Source organism: Maribacter forsetii DSM 18668 (assembly GCF_000744105.1).
GTDB classification, from domain to species: domain Bacteria; phylum Bacteroidota; class Bacteroidia; order Flavobacteriales; family Flavobacteriaceae; genus Maribacter; species Maribacter forsetii.
In genome coordinates this window covers 4,065,583-4,086,001 of the sequence record NZ_JQLH01000001.1, presented here as the reverse complement: position 1 = coordinate 4,086,001, position 20,419 = coordinate 4,065,583, and the positions used below count along the sequence as shown (strand labels likewise).

General features: G+C 36.3%; 18 protein-coding genes. 5 read left to right on the top strand and 13 right to left on the bottom strand.

Going from position 1 to position 20,419, the window contains the following annotated elements:
* Window position 1 precedes the first annotated feature (1 nt).
* Complete coding sequence (locus P177_RS17345) at window positions 2-814, top strand: DNA/RNA non-specific endonuclease (RefSeq protein WP_036156804.1); 813 nt, start codon at window positions 2-4, stop codon at window positions 812-814.
* Here P177_RS17345 and rodA read toward each other — a convergent pair.
* The 8 genes from rodA to P177_RS17305 all read right to left on the bottom strand — a co-directional run bounded on the left by rodA (window position 811) and on the right by P177_RS17305 (window position 9,816).
* Window positions 811-2,094, bottom strand: coding sequence for a rod shape-determining protein RodA (gene rodA, locus P177_RS17340; RefSeq protein WP_036156802.1), 1,284 nt, complete (start codon window positions 2,092-2,094; stop codon window positions 811-813). The two genes, P177_RS17345 and rodA, sit on opposite strands and share 4 nt — an antisense overlap.
* Window positions 2,084-3,952: a penicillin-binding protein 2 gene (mrdA, locus tag P177_RS17335; protein ID WP_036156800.1), complete on the bottom strand. Its 1,869-nt coding sequence runs from the start codon at window positions 3,950-3,952 to the stop codon at window positions 2,084-2,086. Before mrdA ends, rodA begins: the two co-directional genes overlap by 11 nt.
* On the bottom strand, window positions 3,949-4,458 hold the full coding sequence (gene mreD / locus P177_RS17330; protein ID WP_036156798.1) for a rod shape-determining protein MreD: 510 nt from the start codon (window positions 4,456-4,458) through the stop codon (window positions 3,949-3,951). Before mreD ends, mrdA begins: the two co-directional genes overlap by 4 nt.
* Entirely contained in the window at window positions 4,451-5,272 is an 822-nt protein-coding gene (mreC, locus tag P177_RS17325; protein WP_036156796.1) for a rod shape-determining protein MreC, read from the bottom strand. Before mreC ends, mreD begins: the two co-directional genes overlap by 8 nt.
* Window positions 5,273-5,440: 168 nt before the next feature.
* Window positions 5,441-6,469: a rod shape-determining protein gene (locus tag P177_RS17320; protein WP_027066022.1), complete on the bottom strand. Its 1,029-nt coding sequence runs from the start codon at window positions 6,467-6,469 to the stop codon at window positions 5,441-5,443.
* Window positions 6,470-6,525: 56 nt separating this feature from the next.
* Window positions 6,526-8,058: a bifunctional phosphoribosylaminoimidazolecarboxamide formyltransferase/IMP cyclohydrolase gene (gene purH, locus P177_RS17315; RefSeq protein ID WP_036156794.1), complete on the bottom strand. Its 1,533-nt coding sequence runs from the start codon at window positions 8,056-8,058 to the stop codon at window positions 6,526-6,528.
* Window positions 8,059-8,150: 92 nt separating this feature from the next.
* The gene (locus tag P177_RS17310; protein ID WP_036158740.1) at window positions 8,151-8,600 is read right to left on the bottom strand and encodes a GAF domain-containing protein; all 450 of its coding nucleotides are present in this window, start codon (window positions 8,598-8,600) and stop codon (window positions 8,151-8,153) included.
* Between the two features lie 115 nt (window positions 8,601-8,715).
* Window positions 8,716-9,816, bottom strand: coding sequence for a hypothetical protein (locus P177_RS17305; protein WP_051941905.1), 1,101 nt, complete (start codon window positions 9,814-9,816; stop codon window positions 8,716-8,718).
* A 189-nt stretch (window positions 9,817-10,005) separates the two neighbouring features.
* On the opposite strand from P177_RS17305, the gene P177_RS17300 reads away from it, so the two are divergent.
* The 4 genes from P177_RS17300 (at window position 10,006) to P177_RS17285 (ending at window position 15,795) form a co-directional block, all read left to right on the top strand.
* Window positions 10,006-10,419: an HYC_CC_PP family protein gene (locus P177_RS17300; protein ID WP_245233060.1), complete on the top strand. Its 414-nt coding sequence runs from the start codon at window positions 10,006-10,008 to the stop codon at window positions 10,417-10,419.
* A gap of 213 nt (window positions 10,420-10,632) precedes the next feature.
* Window positions 10,633-13,125, top strand: a complete 2,493-nt coding sequence (locus tag P177_RS17295) for a heavy metal translocating P-type ATPase (protein ID WP_036156790.1) — start codon at window positions 10,633-10,635, stop codon at window positions 13,123-13,125.
* Window positions 13,126-13,146: 21 nt separating this feature from the next.
* Window positions 13,147-15,408 carry a TonB-dependent receptor gene (locus P177_RS17290; RefSeq protein WP_036156788.1) on the top strand — a complete coding sequence of 754 codons (2,262 nt, stop codon included), beginning with the start codon at window positions 13,147-13,149 and terminating at the stop codon, window positions 15,406-15,408.
* A gap of 21 nt (window positions 15,409-15,429) precedes the next feature.
* Window positions 15,430-15,795, top strand: coding sequence for a heavy-metal-associated domain-containing protein (locus P177_RS17285; protein ID WP_036156786.1), 366 nt, complete (start codon window positions 15,430-15,432; stop codon window positions 15,793-15,795).
* A gap of 418 nt (window positions 15,796-16,213) precedes the next feature.
* Here P177_RS17285 and groL read toward each other — a convergent pair whose 3' ends face one another.
* The 5 genes from groL to P177_RS17260 all read right to left on the bottom strand — a co-directional run bounded on the left by groL (window position 16,214) and on the right by P177_RS17260 (window position 20,417).
* A complete protein-coding gene (groL, locus tag P177_RS17280) occupies window positions 16,214-17,848 on the bottom strand; it encodes a chaperonin GroEL (RefSeq protein ID WP_036156784.1) in 1,635 nt (544 codons plus the stop codon).
* Between the two features lie 118 nt (window positions 17,849-17,966).
* The gene (locus tag P177_RS17275; protein ID WP_036156781.1) at window positions 17,967-18,245 is read right to left on the bottom strand and encodes a co-chaperone GroES; all 279 of its coding nucleotides are present in this window, start codon (window positions 18,243-18,245) and stop codon (window positions 17,967-17,969) included.
* Window positions 18,246-18,388: 143 nt separating this feature from the next.
* The gene (gene secG / locus P177_RS17270; RefSeq protein WP_036156779.1) at window positions 18,389-18,748 is read right to left on the bottom strand and encodes a preprotein translocase subunit SecG; all 360 of its coding nucleotides are present in this window, start codon (window positions 18,746-18,748) and stop codon (window positions 18,389-18,391) included.
* A gap of 6 nt (window positions 18,749-18,754) precedes the next feature.
* Window positions 18,755-19,891, bottom strand: coding sequence for a hypothetical protein (locus P177_RS17265; RefSeq protein WP_036156777.1), 1,137 nt, complete (start codon window positions 19,889-19,891; stop codon window positions 18,755-18,757).
* A 4-nt stretch (window positions 19,892-19,895) separates the two neighbouring features.
* Entirely contained in the window at window positions 19,896-20,417 is a 522-nt protein-coding gene (locus P177_RS17260) for an LptE family protein (RefSeq protein WP_036156775.1), read from the bottom strand.
* Window positions 20,418-20,419: the final 2 nt, after the last annotated feature.

Here is a 20,419-nt window from a genome sequence, read left to right as displayed (position 1 = left end):
TATGGCTTACCGTAAAAAAAATAGATCTCTATATAGTATTTTAATTCTTGTCTGTATTATAGGTTTTTGGCTGTTTGAAAACTTTTATACTCCCGCTACATATTCCAAAAGCAACGAAGAAGTTACTACTAATGATTTCCCCAAAGAGCTCTTGCCATCGTCTACAACGGGTGAGATTGTAAATCATGAGTTTTTTACATTATCGTACAATGAACCTTATGAGCAAGCAGAGTGGGTAGCGTATACGCTAAGTAAAAGCCATCTAACTTATGATGATAGAAAGCGACCGTATTTTATAGAGGATCCGTTTGTTTCCTCTAAATCTGCCGATTGGCGAAATTATAAGGGATCAGGTTATGATCGTGGACATTTAGTGCCAGCCGGTGATCGTAGGTTTTCTTTACAAGCATACAATGAAACATTTTATACAAGTAATATAAGTCCGCAAGACAGAGAGTTCAATGCAGGTATTTGGAACGACTTGGAGCAGCAAACAAGACGCTGGGCAAAGCAATATGGAACTTTATATATATTTACTGGCGGAGTGTTAGAAAGTGGTCTAGAAGAGATCGGGCAGGAAGATGTTGATGTGCCAGATGCTTTTTATAAGATTATAGCCCGTAAAAAGGGAGATAAGATTTATACTTTATCTTTTTTAATGCCGAATAAACCTCAGTTTACATCTTTACGAAATTTCGTAGTATCAATTGATGAGATAGAAAAAGAAACAGGAATCGACTTCTTTCCTGAGCTACCGGAAAAACAACAAAGGGCTTTTGAGGCGAGTAAGAATACGGTGGGGTGGAAGTTTTAGAAACTCTCCTTTAGTCTATTCGTATCTAACCTTAAAAAAATAAAGAGTAGAATTGTAAAAAATAAGAGTCCAGATCCACCATAACTAAAAAAGGGCAGGGGAATACCAATAGTAGGTAGAATACCGATTACCATGCCTATGTTAATGAAATAGTGAATTAGTAGAATTGAAATAACTCCGTATCCATACATTCTAGCGAAAGCATTTTTTTGTCGTTCTGCTAAAGAAATTAACCGCAGAAACAATACGGTGAATAGAATAATTACTGTTGCCGTTCCTAAAAACCCCCATTCCTCACCAACAGTACTAAATATATAATCGGTATGCTGTTCAGGTACAAAATCTCCTTTTGTTCGTGTTCCTTCTAAAAACCCTTTTCCGAAGAATCCGCCAGATTCAATTGCCTTTTCAGATTGATACGTGTTGTATCCAATCGATTTTCTTATTTGTTCCAGTTTTTTAGGATCTTTCTCTAAACGTAACCATAAACCAAAGCGATCCCTATGGCGTTGCTCGAATACGTTATTGAAAACGAAATTTACCGAAAGCGAGAATAGAATAACAGCTACACTAATTAGACTAAGCGGTATTACCGGAATTTTTAATGACTTACGTTTTAAAGTATATAATAGAATAATCGTTAATGCCAAACCTATTATAAGCCATACGGTACCAAACATTAGTGTAATGACAAAAACTAGAATAAGACTTAATAGAATAACCAAATAGTACAATGGTAGACCTTCTCTGAAAATCACAAAAATCATTGCAAAGAATACTAGTGCGCTGCCCGGATCAGGCTGTGGTATAATTAAAATGGCAGGTACCAATATAATTAAAAGTGCATATAACTGATCTTTTCTTCGTTTGATATCTGTTTGAATGTCGCTAAGATATTTAGCAAGTGCAAGAGCAGTAGCTACTTTTGCAAGTTCTGAAGGCTGAAGGTTAAAAAAACCAAGGTCGTACCATGAGGTAGCTCCTGCAATGGTCTTACCAAAAACAAATAGTCCAAGTAACGATACCATGGATATGAGATAGAGTAAACTTGAAAACCGTTCGTAAAAATTTACTTCTAATGCGAGCACTAAGACTATGGTAACTAGGCTGACCCCAATAAAAAAGAGTTGTTTGCCGTATAAAGTACTAAAGTCAAAAATAGAGCTATGCTCGTCGGTAAATGTACTAGAGTATATATTGATCCAGCCAATAAGTACAAGTGCGAAATAGATAAATACACTTAGCCAATCAATTCTTTTTAAAACACTTTTACCAGACACGCTCGTTAATTTTGAACTCCTCCCCACTGTAGGGTTTCGCGTATTCTGCTTCTAAAGTTTTTTCAAGCATTCTTTTTTCAAGTGTCTTTAAGGTAATTTCACCTTTCAGATACTTTTCAATCATAAGAGTAGCAATATGCCCGGCATATCTTGATCCAAAATATCCATTTTCTATATATACCGCAATTGCAATTTTAGGATCGTCAACTGGTGCGAATGCTACAAATACCGAGTGGTCTGTCAATTGTGTACGTACGCCATCAATTTTAGTGAAATTTTCTGCGGTTCCTGTTTTTCCGGCCACTTCAATACCTGGAATTTGTAACCATCTTGCAGTACCACTTACATAAACATCTGCCATACCTTGTACTACTGGTTCAAAGTGTTTTGGATCAATTGTAGTGTGTTTGGCTTCTGTAAATTTAGGTTCGGTGATATCCTTGCCTTCAATTTTCTTTAAGATATGCGGAGTAAAATAATGACCTCTATTGGCAATAGCTGCCGTCATATTCGCTAACTGCACCGGTGTAGCCAATATTTCTCCTTGTCCGATAGAATTAGATATAATGTAAGAAGAACTCCATCGATTATCTCCGTACCATTTGTCGTAGTATTCTTTACTAGGTATACGTCCTTTTTGTCCAAATGGTAAATCGTAACCTAAATAATCACCTAGACCAAAGCTTCGCATGTGTTTTTCCCACACATCCATGCCTTCATCTGTAGTTTCAAATTTTTCATATATTTTTCTGAACGCTCCTGCAAAGTAAGCGTTACAAGATTGTGATATTCCTTTGTTCAAGTTTCGTAAACCGCCACCACAGTGACAACCTCTTTTTTTCTTGCCCACGTAAAATCCGTGGTAACATTGTATGGTTGTATTTTCATCTAGAACACCTTCTTGTAAAGCAATTAAAGCATTTAAGGTTTTAAATGGTGAGCCAGGTGGTTGTTGTGCGTGAATAGAACGATCCCAAGTTGGGTTTGCTATAGTGTCGTTATAGAGTTTCGTGTAATTTTTAGAACGTTCACGACCTACTAGCAAAGCTGGGTCGTATGTTGGTCCTGAAATCATAGAAAGAATTTCACCGGTTGCTGGTTCAATGGCGACAATACCACCTCTTTTTCCGTTCATCAATAACTCGCCATATTCCTGCAGCGTTTTATCTATGGTAATACTTATTTGTTTTCCTTGCTCAGGTAAGGTGTCTATGGTTCCGTTTTTATATGGTCCAATATCCCTGTTGAATCGATCTTTCTGAATGTACTGAACACCTTTTCTGCCTCTTAATAGGTCTTCGTAATAGCGTTCAACTCCTGTTCTTCCTTTTAATTCGCCTTGAACATAGTATTTATTGACCGCTAAATCACCTTCGTTTACTTCACTGATGTAGCCTAGAACGTTTGCCGCGCTAGGAGTGTCATAATAGCGCAAAGATCGCTTTTGAATATAAAAGCCTTTGTATTTACGCATTTTCTCTTGTAGCTTGGCGTAATCTTGTTTTGATAGTTGAGGTACCAGTACAGAGGGTAGTCTTGGAGAATATACCCTTGCTTTTTTTAGTTTTTTGACGAATTTTTCTTTGTCAATTCCTAATAACCCACAAAACTCTAAAGTATCTAAAGGTTTAACTTCTCTTGGGATTACCATGACATCATATGCGGGATCGTTACCAACTAAAAGATGACCGTTACGATCATAAATATAGCCGCGTTCAGGATAATCATAAATAGCTTTAATTGCCGGATCCTCTAAAACTTGCTCTGCAGAAAAACTAAAAATTTGCAAATAGGACAGCCTTCCCAAAAATGTAATGGCGATGACAATTATAATTGATGATAAAAGAATTTTTCTCATTCTTTTTTACTGCTGAATAATGTACTGAACAACATTCCTAAAATCAATGTGGCAATACCTACTATAATCGTTTTTTGTAAAATTAACAGGCTATTTGAAAAGCTGAAAATTTCTAACGTAAAGTATACCAAATGATGTATTATAATCAATAACGCTAAAAACGTGAATTGTTGTGCCTTGGTACTGTTGTTTAACTTAAAACTTTGAAATTCATAATTGACACCAAAGACAAAACGCATAATGGTTGGTCGAAGATAAGCTATGGTAACGGTAGCTGCTGCGTTTATGGCAAGTGTGTCAGAAAAAATATCTACACATAATCCTAAGAAAAAGCATAGAATTATAAAGGTAGTTCTATTTTGTTTGATAGGATACCAATAAAGGAAAAGAATATAAATCAACGGATTTATATAGCCAAAGAAATTCAGTTTATTGAATACTAACACTTGCAGTAGTACCAATAAAATAAATCGGAGCACAATTAAAAATGAAGTGTTGTTAATCATTGGCTTCTGTTTCTGCTTCTAATTCTAAAACTTCTTTACGATTTAAATTTTTAATGATATAAATAGTACCAATATTGGTCATGTCATTAAAGAGTTCTACATCTATAAAATAGAAACTTTTTGAGTTGTCTAAATCAAATCTTTTAATGGTGCCAATAGGAATGTTTTCAGGGAATATGCTACTCATGGCTCCGGTTACAATGGTGTCACCAATTGTTAAGGGTACCAATCTTGGTATATCGATTAATTGAACAACATTATAATCTGTGGTGTTTTCCCAAACTAAAGAACCAAAGTGATTAGAGTTTTTGATTTTTGCGTTAATGTTAGACTTGTCGCTTAAGATACTTTGTACTGTAGAAAAGTTGTCTGAGGTATTTTCTACGATACCAAGAATACCCTTATCTGTAATAACGCCCATATCTTGAACAATACTATCACTTTCACCTTTATTGATAGTAATATAGTTACGCTGATCGGCATAGCTGTTATTGATTACACGCCCTCTTATAACTTCGTAGTCTACAGATGTTGAATCTATAAGAGCCGGTGAAAGTACCAAGTTGTTAAATAACTTATCTCTAAGTCTTTTATTTTCTTCAACAAGCTTATTGTTTTCTTCTCTTAAGCCAAAATAGGAAGTAATATCATCGGAAAAGGTATAGATGCTTCCGGTGATGTAGTTAGATGAGTTTAAAAATTTAGATTGGTGGTACGAATGCGACTGAAACGTAAAAATGCAGGAAATCAATAATAGAAAAAGGTAAAGTAAGAATATCTTATACCTAATTAAAAAATTTATGATCTGTTGCATTCACCCCTATATTTTTACTCGATAATAGTGTTTTGAACAAGACTGCCTTTAGATAAATTGTTTCTAGACTAGCCCAGAAATTCTATCGATAATCATTAATAAATGGCTCTTGAATTTTATCCAAGGCTATCAATATTAAGTAAGAAGCTGTTCGTTAAAACAAGCTTCTTACTTAATTAGTATGCTCTTGTAGCGTTCTAAGTTTTTAAGTGCGATACCGGTACCACGTACTACGGCACGTAATGGATCTTCGGCAATGTAAACTGGTAAGTCGGTTTTTTGAGATAACCTTCTGTCCAATCCACGTAGCATAGATCCACCACCTGCAAGGTAGATACCAGTATTGTAAATATCGGCAGCTAATTCTGGGGGAGTTTGAGATAATGTTTCCATAACCGCATCTTCAACACGCAGAATAGATTTATCTAAAGCCTTCGCTATTTCTCTATAAGATATTTGAACTTGTTTTGGTTTTCCTGTCAGAAGATCACGTCCCTGTACAGATTTCTCATCTGGTGGAGATTGTAAATCTTCTGTTGCAGAACCTATTTCAATCTTAATTGCTTCAGCCGTACTTTCACCAACATATAAGTTGTGCTGTGTACGCATGTAATAAATGATGTCATTTGTAAATACGTCACCTGCAATCTTTACGGATTTGTCACAAACGATACCGCCTAATGCAATAACCGCAATCTCGGTAGTACCACCACCTATATCAACGATCATGTTTCCTTTAGGTTGCATAATGTCCAAACCGATACCAATAGCTGCAGCCATTGGTTCATGAATAAGATACACCTCTTTACCGTTTACACGTTCTGCAGATTCCTTTACCGCACGCATTTCAACTTCAGTAATACCAGAAGGAATACAGATGACCAAACGCAATGCTGGCGGAAACCATTTTTTCTTTAATGCAGGAATATTCTTGATGAACATCATCAACATCTTTTCAGATGCGTCAAAATCTGCAATTACACCATCTTTCAATGGTCTAATTGTTTTTATGTTCTCATGGGTTTTACCTTGCATCATATTGGCTTCTTTACCAACTGCAATGATTTTTCCGCTAATTCTATCTCTGGCAACGATGGATGGGCTATCGACAACTACCTTGTCATTATGAATGATAAGAGTGTTAGCTGTACCTAAATCTATAGCTATTTCCTCGGTCAAGAAATCAAAAAATCCCATATGTGATATTTAAATTTTAGATAAAAGGGTGTATTTCATCGACAAAAGTAATGAAATTAATGCTTGAAATGACGTGTGCCTGTCATCACCATTGAAATTTTGTGTTCGTTGCAATAATCAACACTTAATTGGTCTTTTATAGATCCGCCCGGTTGAATAACACTGGTGATACCCGCTTTGTCCGCAATCTCCACACAATCAGGGAAAGGGAAGAAAGCATCACTTGCCATAACCGCTCCTTTAAGGTCAAAATTAAAGGTTTGTGCTTTGTGTATTGCTTGGTTTAAAGCATCGACTCTACTGGTCTGCCCTGTACCACTTGCACAAAGTTGTTTGTTTTTAGCAAGAACAATTGTGTTAGACTTTGTATGCTTACAAAGTTTAGATGCAAAAATTAAATCTTCTAATTCTTGATCTGTAGGGTTTGTGTTGGTCGCATTAGTAAGATCAGCGACTGTATCTGTTTTATGATCTTTTTCTTGAAGAAGCATACCGTTTAAACAAGTTCTAACTTGCATCTCTGGCATCTCAACTTCATTTTGAATAAGGATGATTCTATTTTTCTTTCCTTTTAAAATTTCAAGAGCTTCTGCGTTATAACTAGGTGCTATAACAACTTCGCAGAATAATTTATGTATCTCTTCAGCCGTAGCTTTATCAATTTCTTTATTGCTGATAAGAACTCCGCCAAAAGCAGAAACAGGGTCACCGGCTAAAGCGTCAACATAAGCTTGGTGTAATGTGTCTCTTTGTGCTAATCCGCATGCATTGTTATGCTTAAGAATAGCAAAGGTTGGAGCATCGTTTTTAAATTCCAGCATCAGATTAACTGCGGCATCAACATCTAAAAGGTTGTTGTATGATAATTCTTTACCGTGTAATTTAGAGAACATAGCATCAAAATCCCCAAAGAAGAATCCTTTTTGGTGTGGGTTCTCGCCATAACGTAAAACCTTGCCTTCAGTCTCACTTACTTTTAATGCTGCGATTTCATGGTTTTTATTGAAATAGTTAAATATAGCAGTGTCGTAATTAGAAGAAACATTAAAAGACTTAGCGGCAAAACGCTTTCTGTCTTCTAGGCTAATGTTCCCATTTTCAGCAGAAACTACGTCAAGAAACTCTGCATAATCTTCCATAGAAGAAACACAAGTAACATCTTTAAAGTTTTTTGCTGCAGCACGAATTAGTGATATTCCGCCTATATCTATCTTTTCAATGATATCTTGTTCAGAAGCACCACTGGCAACCGTTTTTTCAAAAGGATATAAATCAACAATAACAATATCTATTTGTGGAATTTCAAATTCAGCTAATTGGGCAACATCACTTTCGTTGTCCTGTCTGTTTAAAATACCGCCAAATACTTTTGGGTGTAAAGTTTTTACTCTTCCTCCTAGAATAGAAGGGTAGCTAGTTACATCTTCTACAGGAACCACGTTGATTCCTAAATCAGTTATGAATTTTTCGGTTCCTCCGGTGGAGTAAATAGTGATTCCTAATTCTTGAAATTTTCGTACTATTGGCTCTAATCCGTCTTTATGAAAAACTGAAATTAAGGCTGAAGACGCTTTTTTTACACTGCTCATTGTATGATGCTTAAATGTTTTTAATAAGCAAGCAAAAGTAATTTTTTTGCAGTTATAAAATGAGCTAGTTTATCAACAAAAAGCCTAAAGTTTTAAAGAATTTTGGCTACTTCAAAATTTACGAATTCTAAAAAGGTCTCATCTGCCTCTGTAAAAGGGTCAGGAGTGTTAGAGTCGATATCTATTTGACCAATGTTTTCACCGTTAACGAATAAGGGAACAACAATCTCTGCTTTCACTGTAATGCTACATGCAATGTAGTTGTCTTGAGCTTGAACATCCGGTACAACAAAATTCTCGTTGCTTTCGGCTACTTGTCCACAAATACCTTTTCCGAAAGGAATTATGGTATGATCTGTTGGAGCACCAGCATAAGAACCTAGTTTCAGTTCGCGCTTATCGCCGTTTTTAAAATAAAAACCTACCCAGTCATAATGTGGTACGTTAGCTTTTAAAAGCTCACATATATCTTGCATTTTTGCATCTGGGGTTTTATTAGAATCAATAATAGAACTTACTTGAGGGCGCAGAGCTGTAAACATAACTTTTTTTTTTGCAAAAATACATATTGTTGTCATGCAACAGTATGCGCTAAAACAAAAAAAAGAGGATGTTTTTAAACATCCTCTTTTTAATACTATATTTTATATATTGAGATTATGGTTGAATCTTAACATCAAATTCAATAAAATCATTATTGTTGAAACCAGCTTCGATAGCGGTAATTTTAATTAACCCTTTTTTGCCGTAGTTGTCTACGAATTCTATAACGTCGCCTACACTTAAGTTGGTTATGTTCTGAGAACTTGAGCTAACAATAAAATCTAATTCACTGTTTAGGGTTATCGCATCAAAAGCAGCAACGTCTATAGTTGTAGAAGTTGCAAAGAACATTTGGTTCAAGGTTTCTGTAGCAGCATTCTCTTCGTCTGCGCCTGGCTCTAGACCATCTACAGCAAAACCAAAAGAAGCATCATATTGCTCAGTTGAGGCAAAAGAAGCATTGTCACCGGCTGAATCGCCAGCAGCACCAAAGTAGTATCCAAAATCCCAGAAAGCTCTAAATTCAGGTCCTACATTAATTCTGTAAACAGTTTCATTTAATAGGGAAAAGAAAGATTCTGTTGTGCCGTCTTGTGCCGGAGCAAAAAGTTTAACATCTGTAAATTCCCTAACGGCAGCAACTGGGTTTGTGCCTGAACCTATGGTTACAGTAATTTGACCTACACCTAAAGCCAATCTTTTTGAGCTATCTCTAAAATCACCTTTACCTGTGGTCGTCCAAAAAGAATATACAATTTCTCCGTTTTCAATATCTGGAACTGGAAGAGGAAAAGAAAAATCAATTTCTTTCTTTGTAGCGCCATCTAAGTCAATAGAGCCATCAGCTTTTAAAGCTTTGTCCAAATCATCACTTACCAAATCAAAAGAACTAAAAGGCATTTCTCCTTGTCCTAAATAATTTTGGGTAATATACATTCTACGTTGTGTAGTAGCGTCTGAAGTAAAAATAACTCTACCGGTAACATTAGTACCCGCTTCTCCGCTTGCAGATGCTGTTGTAATGTTTGAAGAAGGAACGGCTTCGTTGAAAACTATCGTTGCTACTTCTGGCTCATTAGAGTCATCATCACCGTCATCTCCTGTAGTGTCATCTGGTAATGGGGTGTCAAAAACCGATCCGTCATCTGAGCTGCAACTACCAATAAATAGTGCTATTGTGCATATTAAGAAGACCTGTCTAATTTGTTTTTTCATAATTTTTAATTTTGATGATTAGTGTTTAATGATTGTAATTTGTTAATGTGTTAACTCTTTTAACTTAATAATATTCAGAATCGTATATTTTTCACTTAGTTTATTTTGTAGGATATTTCTTAAGTAAATGTTTTGTTAAAGAAATGCAGTAAAAGCCCTTAGCTATCCAATATTTTGTAATTTTACAGTGTGAAACAATTGCTACATAAACTATTTTCTGTGTTCATGGCAATGCTATTGTTACTGTCAACAATTTCTTGGACAGTAGAAAAGCATTTGTGTATGGGTCGTGTTATGGATATAGCTTTGTTTGATCATGCTGAAAATTGTGAAATAAAAGCTGGTCTGTCTTTATTGGAAGATACCCCAACGGTAAAAAAACATTGCTGTAACGATGAGGCTTTTACCATTCAGGGTCAAGATGACTTAACACATGATATTTCTAGTTTTGATTTTTCACAAAAGGTATTCTTAATCTCTTTTACAAGTTCTTATATAGGCTTGTTTGAAGAAACTACAGATGAGTATATCGATTTTGATTCATATCCACCGCCTATACTGGCTGAAGATTTGAATATTCTACACCAAGTTTTCTTGATTTGATTTCAACTGATGATTAGCGTTAGTTCGCAAATGCAGTGTAATCAAGTGCTATTTTTAATCTAGTCACCTTTTCTTTTATCAAGCTGTAAAGCAAGTCTACCTTAATTTATAGGTGTTTTTGTTTTTTGTTTCTTTTTTATAAAAGATTAGTGAATGTGATTAGTTGAAATAGTAGAAACAGTTTTAACAACTGAAAGAAATCATAATCTCATTATGAAAAATACATATCAAATTAATGGAATGACCTGCAATGGCTGTAGAGGTCATGTTGAGCAAACCTTAGCAAAAATTAGCGGAGTATCCAATGCTGCGGTTGATTTAGAAAAGGCTGAAGCAGTTTTGGAAATGGATAATGAAATTCCCTTAAAAACTTTGCAGGCGGCTATGGAAGTTGACGGAGGACATTATTCCATCCATGAACTGGGTGCTCATGTGCATGAGGATACAAAACCCAAAGCTGTTGAGAATGGTAATGGTGTTTTTTACTGCCCAATGCATTGTGAAGGAGAAAAGACATATACAGAACCTGGTGACTGTCCGGTTTGTGGTATGGATTTGGTAGAGGAGGCTAGTGCTACATCTAATAACGGTCAAGAGTATACGTGCCCCATGCATCCAGAGGTTGTTAGTGATGAACCTGGCGATTGCCCAATTTGTGGAATGGACTTAGTGCCGAAGCAAGCAGATATTTCCGCCGAAGAAAAGAGCTATCAAAAACTACTGAATAAGTTTAAAATAGCAGTAGGGTTTACGTTTCCGATCTTTCTTATTGCAATGTCAGAAATGATACCTGATAATCCGCTTCAGGGTATTTTGAGCTTGAAGTATTGGAACTGGGTGCAATTTGCATTATCGATACCTGTGGTGTTTTATGCCACGTGGATGTTTTTTGAACGTGCTTATCGTTCTGTTAAAACATGGAATTTAAACATGTTCACATTAATAGGTATTGGAGCAGGGGTAGCGTGGTTGTTTAGTGTATTCGCTATTTTGGTGCCCGATTTTTTTCCGCCACAATTTAAAACGGATCAAGGTACGGTTCATGTATATTTTGAAGCCACTACGGTGATTTTGACTTTAGTATTATTTGGTCAGTTGTTAGAAGCTCGCGCACATAGTAAAACGAATTCTGCAGTAAAAGAACTGTTGAAATTAGCGCCTAATAAAGCTGTTAAGATAGTTGACGGTAAAGAAGAGAGCATTTCTATTGACCAGATTTCAAAAGGAGATTTACTTCGTGTAAAACCAGGTGATAAAATACCTGTAGATGGAAGTATTTATGAAGGTGAAAGCACCGTGGATGAATCTATGATTACGGGTGAACCTGTGCCAGTTCAAAAAATGGTTGGTGATGCAATAAGCTCAGGTACCATAAATGGGAAAGGCTCTTTTGTAATGACTGCAGAGAAAGTAGGGGCAGATACGTTATTGTCGCAAATTATAGATATGGTGAACAAGGCTAGTCGTAGTCAAGCGCCTATCCAGAAATTAGCAGATAAAATATCTAGTTATTTTGTTCCGGCAGTTGTTTTTATTTCCATTGTAACTTTTTTGGTTTGGGTCACTTTTGGTCCAGAACCCGCTTATGTATATGCTTTGGTAAATGCCATTGCGGTGTTGATAATTGCTTGTCCGTGCGCATTAGGTTTAGCTACACCAATGTCCGTAATGGTAGGTGTAGGTAAAGGAGCGCAATCGGGAGTATTGATTAAAAATGCTGAAGCTTTAGAGCGAATGGATAAAATTGATACCCTGGTGATAGATAAAACCGGAACCATCACAGAAGGTAAACCGTCTGTTGAGGAAGTAGGCAGTGTTGATGGCGTTAATAAAGATTTGGTGTTGCAATATATTGTTTCCTTAAATCAGCATAGTGAGCACCCGTTAGCAGATGCTACGGTGAATTATGGTAAAACAAAGAATGTGTCCATTTTAAAGGTAGATGATTTCAGTTCTGTTACAGGTATGGGAGTTTCTGGTAAAATTGAAGGCAAAACTATTCTTTTAGGTAACCGAAAAATGATGTTAGAAGCTAATGTTTCTATCCCAGAAAAGTTATTGGTAATCGTTTCTGCGCATCAAAAGCAGGGTAAAACAGTTTCTTATGTAGCTGCTGCTGGCAAGGCAATTGGTTTTGTTGCTATTGGTGATAAAATCAAGGAAACCAGTAAAAAGGCTATTGAAGCGCTTCAGAATTATGGTATCTCGGTAGTCATGTTAACAGGTGATAATCATGATACGGCAAAGGCTGCAGCGGATCATTTAAGTCTGACAGATTTTAAAGCAGGAATGCTTCCTCAAGACAAGCTTGCAGAAGTGGAGCGTTTACAATCAGAGGGTAAAAAAGTTGCTGTTGCCGGTGATGGAATAAATGATGCGCCTGCATTGGCAAAAAGTGATGTAGGTATTGCTATGGGTACTGGTACGGATGTTGCTATTGAGAGCGCTACGATTACCCTGGTTAAAGGTGATTTACATGGTATCGTTAAAGCACACAACTTAAGTAAAGCTGTGATGAAAAACATTAAACAGAATTTATTTTTTGCACTGATATATAATACGGTCGGTATTCCTATTGCTGCAGGAGTGTTATATCCTTTTTTCGGATTGTTGCTTTCTCCTATGATTGCCGCTTTAGCAATGAGTTTCAGTTCTGTTTCCGTGATTGCAAATGCATTACGATTACGAGCAGCAAAAATTGATTAATAAAATTGAATAAAAAATTAAATGAATAAATATATAATACTAATAATAGCCATGTTGCCTTGGTTTGCTTTTTCTCAAGAAAAGGTAGAAGGTGTAGTGTTAGATTCTGAAGGGTCTAATGCGTTGACACTTTCGGGTGCAAATGTCTATTGGCAAGATTCCCAAACGGGAGTAGTGACAGACTTTGATGGTAAATTTTCAATTCCGTACATAAAGGAATTTAATAGATTAATAATTAGTTATGTAGGTTTTGAGTCGGATACACTGACAATAAACGAACCTAAAACTTTGAGAATAACTTTGAAACCATCTAATGAATTAGATGAGGTGGTGGTACAACAAGAACGCGATGCAATACAGAAGACATATTTCAGTCCGCAGAACGTCATCACCGTTAATAGTGCAGAGTTGTTGAAAGCCGCTTGCTGTAATTTGGCGGAGAGTTTTGAAACCAATCCGGCAATAGATGTGAATTTATCCGATGGGTTAACGGGTACCAAACAAATACAAATGTTAGGATTAACGAGTCCGTATTTATTGATTACCCAAGAGAATATTCCTATGGTTCGTGGAGCGTCACAGGCATACGGATTAACATTTACGCCTGGTACATGGATAGAGAGTATTCAGATTACAAAAGGTGCAGGTAGTGTCGTAAATGGCTATGAAAGTATATCTGGTCAGATTAACACAGAGCTGGTAAAACCATTAACTGATAATGCTGTTTTTGTAAACGGGTATGCAAACCAAAACGGGCGCTATGAATTGAACACTCATTTCAATAGAAAGCTTACGGATAAGTGGAGTACAGGTTTATATATACACGGTAATAAACGAGTACAAAAAGAAGATGATAATAATGACGGATTCTTAGATGCACCATTAGGAGAGCAATTGAATGTGATGAACCGTTGGCAATATCAAGATGCGGAAAAAGGATGGGTCAGTTTCTTTAATGTTCGTTTTTTAAATGATGAAAAACAAGTGGGGCAAGTAGATTTTGACCCTAATACAGATAGAGTAGACGGAGCCAATAGGGCACTGAGCGGAGCCGAAGTGTGGGGAAGTGAAATTAATACACGTAGGTTCGATACATCATTAAAGCTGGGATATGTTTTTCCGGAATTACCTTTTCAGAGTTTAGGTTTTCAAACATCGTATAGTTATCATAAACAAGATTCCTATTTCGGATTTAGAACTTATGATATCAACCACGAGAGTTTATATAGTAACCTTATATTTAATTCAATAATAGGCGATACTAGAAATAAGTTTAAAACGGGAATCACTTTTGCTTATGATGGTTATGATGAAATGGTGACGGCTACAGATTATTCTCGTGTAGATAATTCTGTTGGCGCCTTTTTTGAATACAGCTATGAAAATTTGGAAAAGGTAAGTCTAACTGCTGGTCTGCGTGTAGATAATCATAACAGGTTGGGAACTTTTATAACACCTAGATTCCATATTAGGTATACCCCATGGGAAAAAGGAAGTCTAAGAGGGTCGTTTGGTAGAGGTAAAAGAGCAGCCAATATTTTTGCGGAAAATCAGCAGTTGTTTGCTTCTGCTAGAGCAATTAATATTGCAGATACTGGTGGTAGTGTTTACGGTCTTGAGCCTGAAGACGCTTGGAACTACGGAGTCAGTTTTTTACAGGGATTCAATTTTTTGGGTAAAAAAGGAGATATTACCTTAGACTATTACATCACAGATTTTGAAAACCAAATCGTAGTGGATTGGGAGACTCCTCAAGAAGTTTCGTTTTATAATTTAGACGGAGATAGTAGTGCCAAGAGCTTTCAAGTAGAGGTGAATTATGAGTTGTTATCGCGATTAAACCTAAGAACATCTTATAAATTTTACGATGTTTCTACAGATTACAAGAGTGGGAATTTGCAAAAGCCATTACTGGCACAACACCGATTTTTAGCTAATTTGGGGTACGAAACAGAGGCAAAGGAAAATGGTTCTCAGTGGAAGTTTGATTATACCTTTCATTCTTTTGGGGATATGAGATTACCAGATACCAGTACAAATGAATCAGCGTATCAATTAGGGGAATATTCATCGCCATATAATCATATGAACGCACAAATTACTAAGGTGTTTTCTAAAACATTTGAGGTGTATATTGGCGGTGAAAATCTGTCTGATGTACAACAAGACACACCGGTTTTAGGAGCAAATGACCCTTTTGGTCCCAATTTTGATACAACCATAGTATATGCGCCAATAATGGGAAGAATGTTCTATGGCGGATTCAGATTTAAGATTTTATAAATAACAAATACAATAATACCTATGAAAACAACAATTTTATCAGTGGCAATGATGCTGATTGCAGTATTGACCTATGCTCAAGACAAGAACAAGAAAATGACTTTTGACGTAAATGGTAGATGTGCCATGTGTAAAGAGCGTATAGAAGAAGCTGCGTTAAATGTAAAAGGAGTGAAGTATGCGAATTGGAGTATACCAACGCATCAGTTAGATATTATCATGGATGAACGTAAAACCGATGCAATGAAAGTTAAAATGGCTATCGTTGCGGTAGGTCATGATACCAAAGAATTAAAAGCAACAGATGAAGCTTATAATAGTGTTCACCCTTGTTGTTTGTATAGAGAAGATAATTCCGATGATGGTATGCACCATGGTAATGAGTAGTAGAACTCTATGCTTCAGTACGATTGTGCATTAATATGTTTTGGAGAAATATTATAGTTAATATTTTGCCAACGCGATAATCACGAATCAAAATCTGGAATACATTAGCTATAGATTTATCTTTAATTCTATAACAATGGCACAAGCAAAATCAGCAGGGAAACCAGCTGCAAAACCTTCTCCGGCAAAAGCTGGAAAAAAGGCTGCTCCAAAAGCTGCTCCTAAAAAGAAGTAGTAAGGTTATCGCCTTTAGAAGGCAATACCGTTTGGACGATAAAACCACCTTCTGTAAATAAAGAAGGTGGTTTTTTTTGTTGGTATAAGTATAAAAAAAGCTGCACTTGAATTTTTCAAGTGCAGCTTTAAATTTTATGTATGTCCGCAAACAAGCTAATAATTGCCGGTCGACGACGTCGAACTACATCATGCCTGGCATTCCGCCACCGCCACCCATAGGAGGCATAGCCGGAGCATCTTCTTTAATGTCGGTCAAAGCACATTCTGTAGTAAGGATCATACCGGCAACAGATGCAGCGTTTTCCAATGCCACTCTAGTTACTTTCTTAGGATCTATAATACCTGCTTTCATCATTTCAACATACTTTTCAGATTTAGCATCGTATCCGTAATCGCCTTTACCTTCAAGTATTTTAGCGATAACAACAGAGCCTTCACCACCAGCGTTAGAAACGATAGTTCTTAAAGGAGCTTCAATGGCACGGGCAACAATCTGTAAACCTGTAGCTTCATCTTCATTTTCAGTAGACACCTTTGCAAGAACAGATTTAGCTCTTACCAAAGCAACACCACCACCAGCAACGATACCTTCTTCAACGGCAGCTCTTGTAGCGTGTAATGCATCGTCAACTCTATCTTTTTTCTCTTTCATTTCAACTTCAGAAGCTGCACCTACATAAAGTACTGCAACACCACCAGCTAATTTAGCCAAGCGCTCTTGTAGTTTTTCTTTATCGTAGTCAGATGTAGTTGTCTCAATTTGAGATTTGATCTGGTTAACTCTAGTTTTAATATCTTTTGCAACACCGCCACCATTAACGATAGTTGTATTGTCTTTATCTATCTGTACTTTCTCACAAGTACCTAACATATCTAAAGTAGTGTTATCTAAAGAGAAACCTCTTTCTTCAGAAATAACGGTACCACCAGTTAAGATTGCGATATCTTCTAACATTGCTTTTCTACGATCACCAAAACCAGGAGCTTTAACAGCAGCGATTTTTAAAGAACCTCTCAATTTGTTTACTACCAATGTAGCTAATGCTTCACCATCAACATCTTCAGCAATAATCAATAAAGGCTTCCCTGACTGAGCAACTGGCTCCAATACTGGAAGTAAATCTTTCATTGAAGATATTTTCTTGTCGAACAACAAGATGTAAGGGCTTTCTAAATCAGAAACCATCTTTTCAGAATCGGTAACGAAATATGGAGAAAGGTAACCTCTATCAAACTGCATACCTTCAACAACGTCAACGTATGTATCCGTACCTTTAGCTTCTTCAACAGTAATAACACCTTCTTTACCAACTTTACCGAAAGCTTGAGCGATCAAGTCACCAATAGTTTCGTCGTTGTTTGCGGAAATTGAAGCAACTTGCTTGATTTTTTCAGAAGAATCACCAACTTTTTTAGACTGCTTCGATAAATTCTCAACAATAGCTTCAACAGCTTTGTCGATACCTCTTTTAAGATCCATTGGGTTAGCGCCTGCAGCAACGTTTTTCAAACCTTCTTTAACGATAGCTTGAGCCAAAACTGTAGCGGTAGTAGTACCGTCACCTGCTAGGTCATTGGTTTTAGAAGCAACTTCTTTAACCATTTGCGCACCCATGTTTTCTAATGGGTTCTCTAATTCAATTTCTTTTGCAACGGTAACACCATCTTTAGTTACTTGTGGTGCACCAAATGATTTGCTGATGATAACGTTTCTACCTTTTGGTCCTAATGTTACTTTTACAGCGTTTGCCAATGCATCAACACCTCTTTTAAGGCCGTCTCTTGCATCTATATCAAACTTAATATCTTTTGCCATTTTTAATTTTATTTTGATTTATGACTTTTTACACTGGGCATAAAGTCAAGAAGATTATTAATTTTTTAAATAAAAATATAAAGGCTAGTGGCTAAAAGCCAGCAGCCGGTTGCTAGTTTTAGATAATAGCAAGAATATCGCTTTCTCTCATCATCAAGTAATCTGTACCTTCTAACTTCAATTCAGTACCAGCGTACTTTCCATAAAGAACGGTATCGCCAACTTTAACGGTAACACTGTCATCTTTTGTTCCAGGACCTACAGCAACAACTTTACCTTTTTGAGGTTTTTCTTTTGCGGTATCAGGAATGTAAAGTCCAGATGCAGTTTTAGTTTCAGCTGCCATTGGCTCGATAAGAACTCGGTCTGCCAATGGTTTGATATTAACTTTAGCCATAATTATTAATTTTTAAAATTGATTTTTAGTTTCGTGGGTATGCAAGGGCAGAAATTATGCCATTGCCTATTTCCTGACAAATTGTAAACAAAAAATGCCAGCTTATGACAAGCTGGCATTTAAAATATATTGTAGTACTATTTTTATAAACTATCCGACGGTGTAGGCTCGTTAGTTACAGGTGGTGTTACTGTTTCTGGCAGTGCTTCCGGCACTACGGTTTCAATATCATCACCTTGTAATAATTTTGAATCTGCATCACTAAAGTTACCTTTAAGGGCAACGTTAGAAGCTAAGATTAAAACTATTAATAGACCTGCTAGAGTCCAAGTACTTTTATCTAAAAAGTCACCTGTTTTTTTTACTCCACCAACAACTTGGTTGCCTCCTCCGCCAAAAGAAGAAGAAAGTCCGCCACCTTTTGGGTTTTGTACCATGATCACTAATACTAGCAATAAGCAAACAACAATGATAAGTATTAGGAAAATTGAAAATGTACTCATTCTAAATTATTTATTATCTTTTCGTAATTTTTCTACCGTCTTAATTCGGTCTGCAAAGAAACTACTTTTTTCTGGATATTTCAAACTTAAAATTTTGTAAGCTTGAATTGCATTTTTGTACTTTTTTTGTTCCAGGTAAACCCTCGCTAAAGTCTCTGTCATCAGCTCGTTATGGTCAATTCTGGAAGAACTTGAGATATCTATGACCGCGCTCTGTTCTGTAGGAACTATTTTAGGGTTAGAAGCTATGAACTTGTCTATACGGTCGTATTTCTTTTTAATTGCCTCACTTTTGACCTTGGGCTTTCTAATAGGTTTTGGAGTAACTTTTTGTTCCTGTGCCTTAGAAATGGTTTTTTCAATCTTACTTTCTTTTACCTCGGCTTGGGGCTCAATGTTTTCTTCTTGAACATCCACATTAACATCCTCAACAATATTCTCTTCAGATTTTTCTAAAGGTTTTTTTGAAGCAAGACTAAGCCATTCAGAAAAAGAATATTTTTCTTTAGCATCGAAAGATAAGGGTTTGCCTATGTCAAGAGCATTTTCATCTTCGGTATTATCAGGGTTTTTAGATTGAAATAATGCTGGGTCTAGAATCTTGTCGGCGTCTTCTTCGTTTTGTGGTAATGGTTTATCATCAGACGGAGCAATTAGTGCAGCGGTAGACGTTGCGATGATAATATCCGATGCATCGGTTTCTGTAGATTCAATCTCCGTGACTTCTACTTCTTCGGTAGGTTCATCAGGTATATTTACTTCTTCTGTTGTAGTAGAGGAATCCCCTTTTTCAACAATTTCAATTTGGTCTACCGTAGGTGTTTCTGCTACCTCTTCTATTATTTCAACCTCTTTATTTTCTTCTATTTCGGTAATTGTACTTTTTGTAGGGTCGAATTGTAAAAAGTCTTTAGACGTAATAAATTCAAAAAGAACATCTCTGTCCGTGGTATATGCTGCAGTTACCTTAAGGGCTTTATTGTATTTGTAACTATTTAAATTTTTTAGTCCCTTTAAATGTAATGCGCGTGCAGCTTGAAAATAAGGATACTCGTCAATAATATCTTCTAGATGTTTTGTGTGAATAGGTTCTACCACTTTGGTAGGATGTTCTAGAAAATATGTAAAGTCCTTAACGTTCATGTAATTACCAATCTGCCAATGAGGCGTTGAAAATATCTTGTGTCAATCGTTCAAAAATGATTTCATGAGCTTCACTCTTAACGGTCGCTAATTGTGTATCTGCATCATAATCAAAAAAGAAAGAAAAACTTTGGTCAAAAGCAGCATCTTCTTTTAATTGATTGTAAAAACGTACTTTAACTCTAATAGATAGTCTGTTCTGTGCCGCTGTTTGCGCTGCTGTTGCAGACATAGGTGAGATTTTATACTCGGTTATTTCACCTTCATACAATAAATCTGGGTTACCTGTGCTGATTAAATCTAGGCTCGTTTGGTTTTGAATTCTGTCTTGTAATGCTAAAGTAAAATCTCTATCAACCCCAGGTTCAAAAGTAGAACCAGGACTTTGTGTGGCATAATTTTGAAAGTAATTTACTTTAAAGGTTTTGGCTTCGCCAACATTACCACCGGTAAAATTATATACACCGCAGCTTAGAAGTAAGATGACAGGCAGTATGAATATCAGAGATTTTTTAAGGTATTTCATTG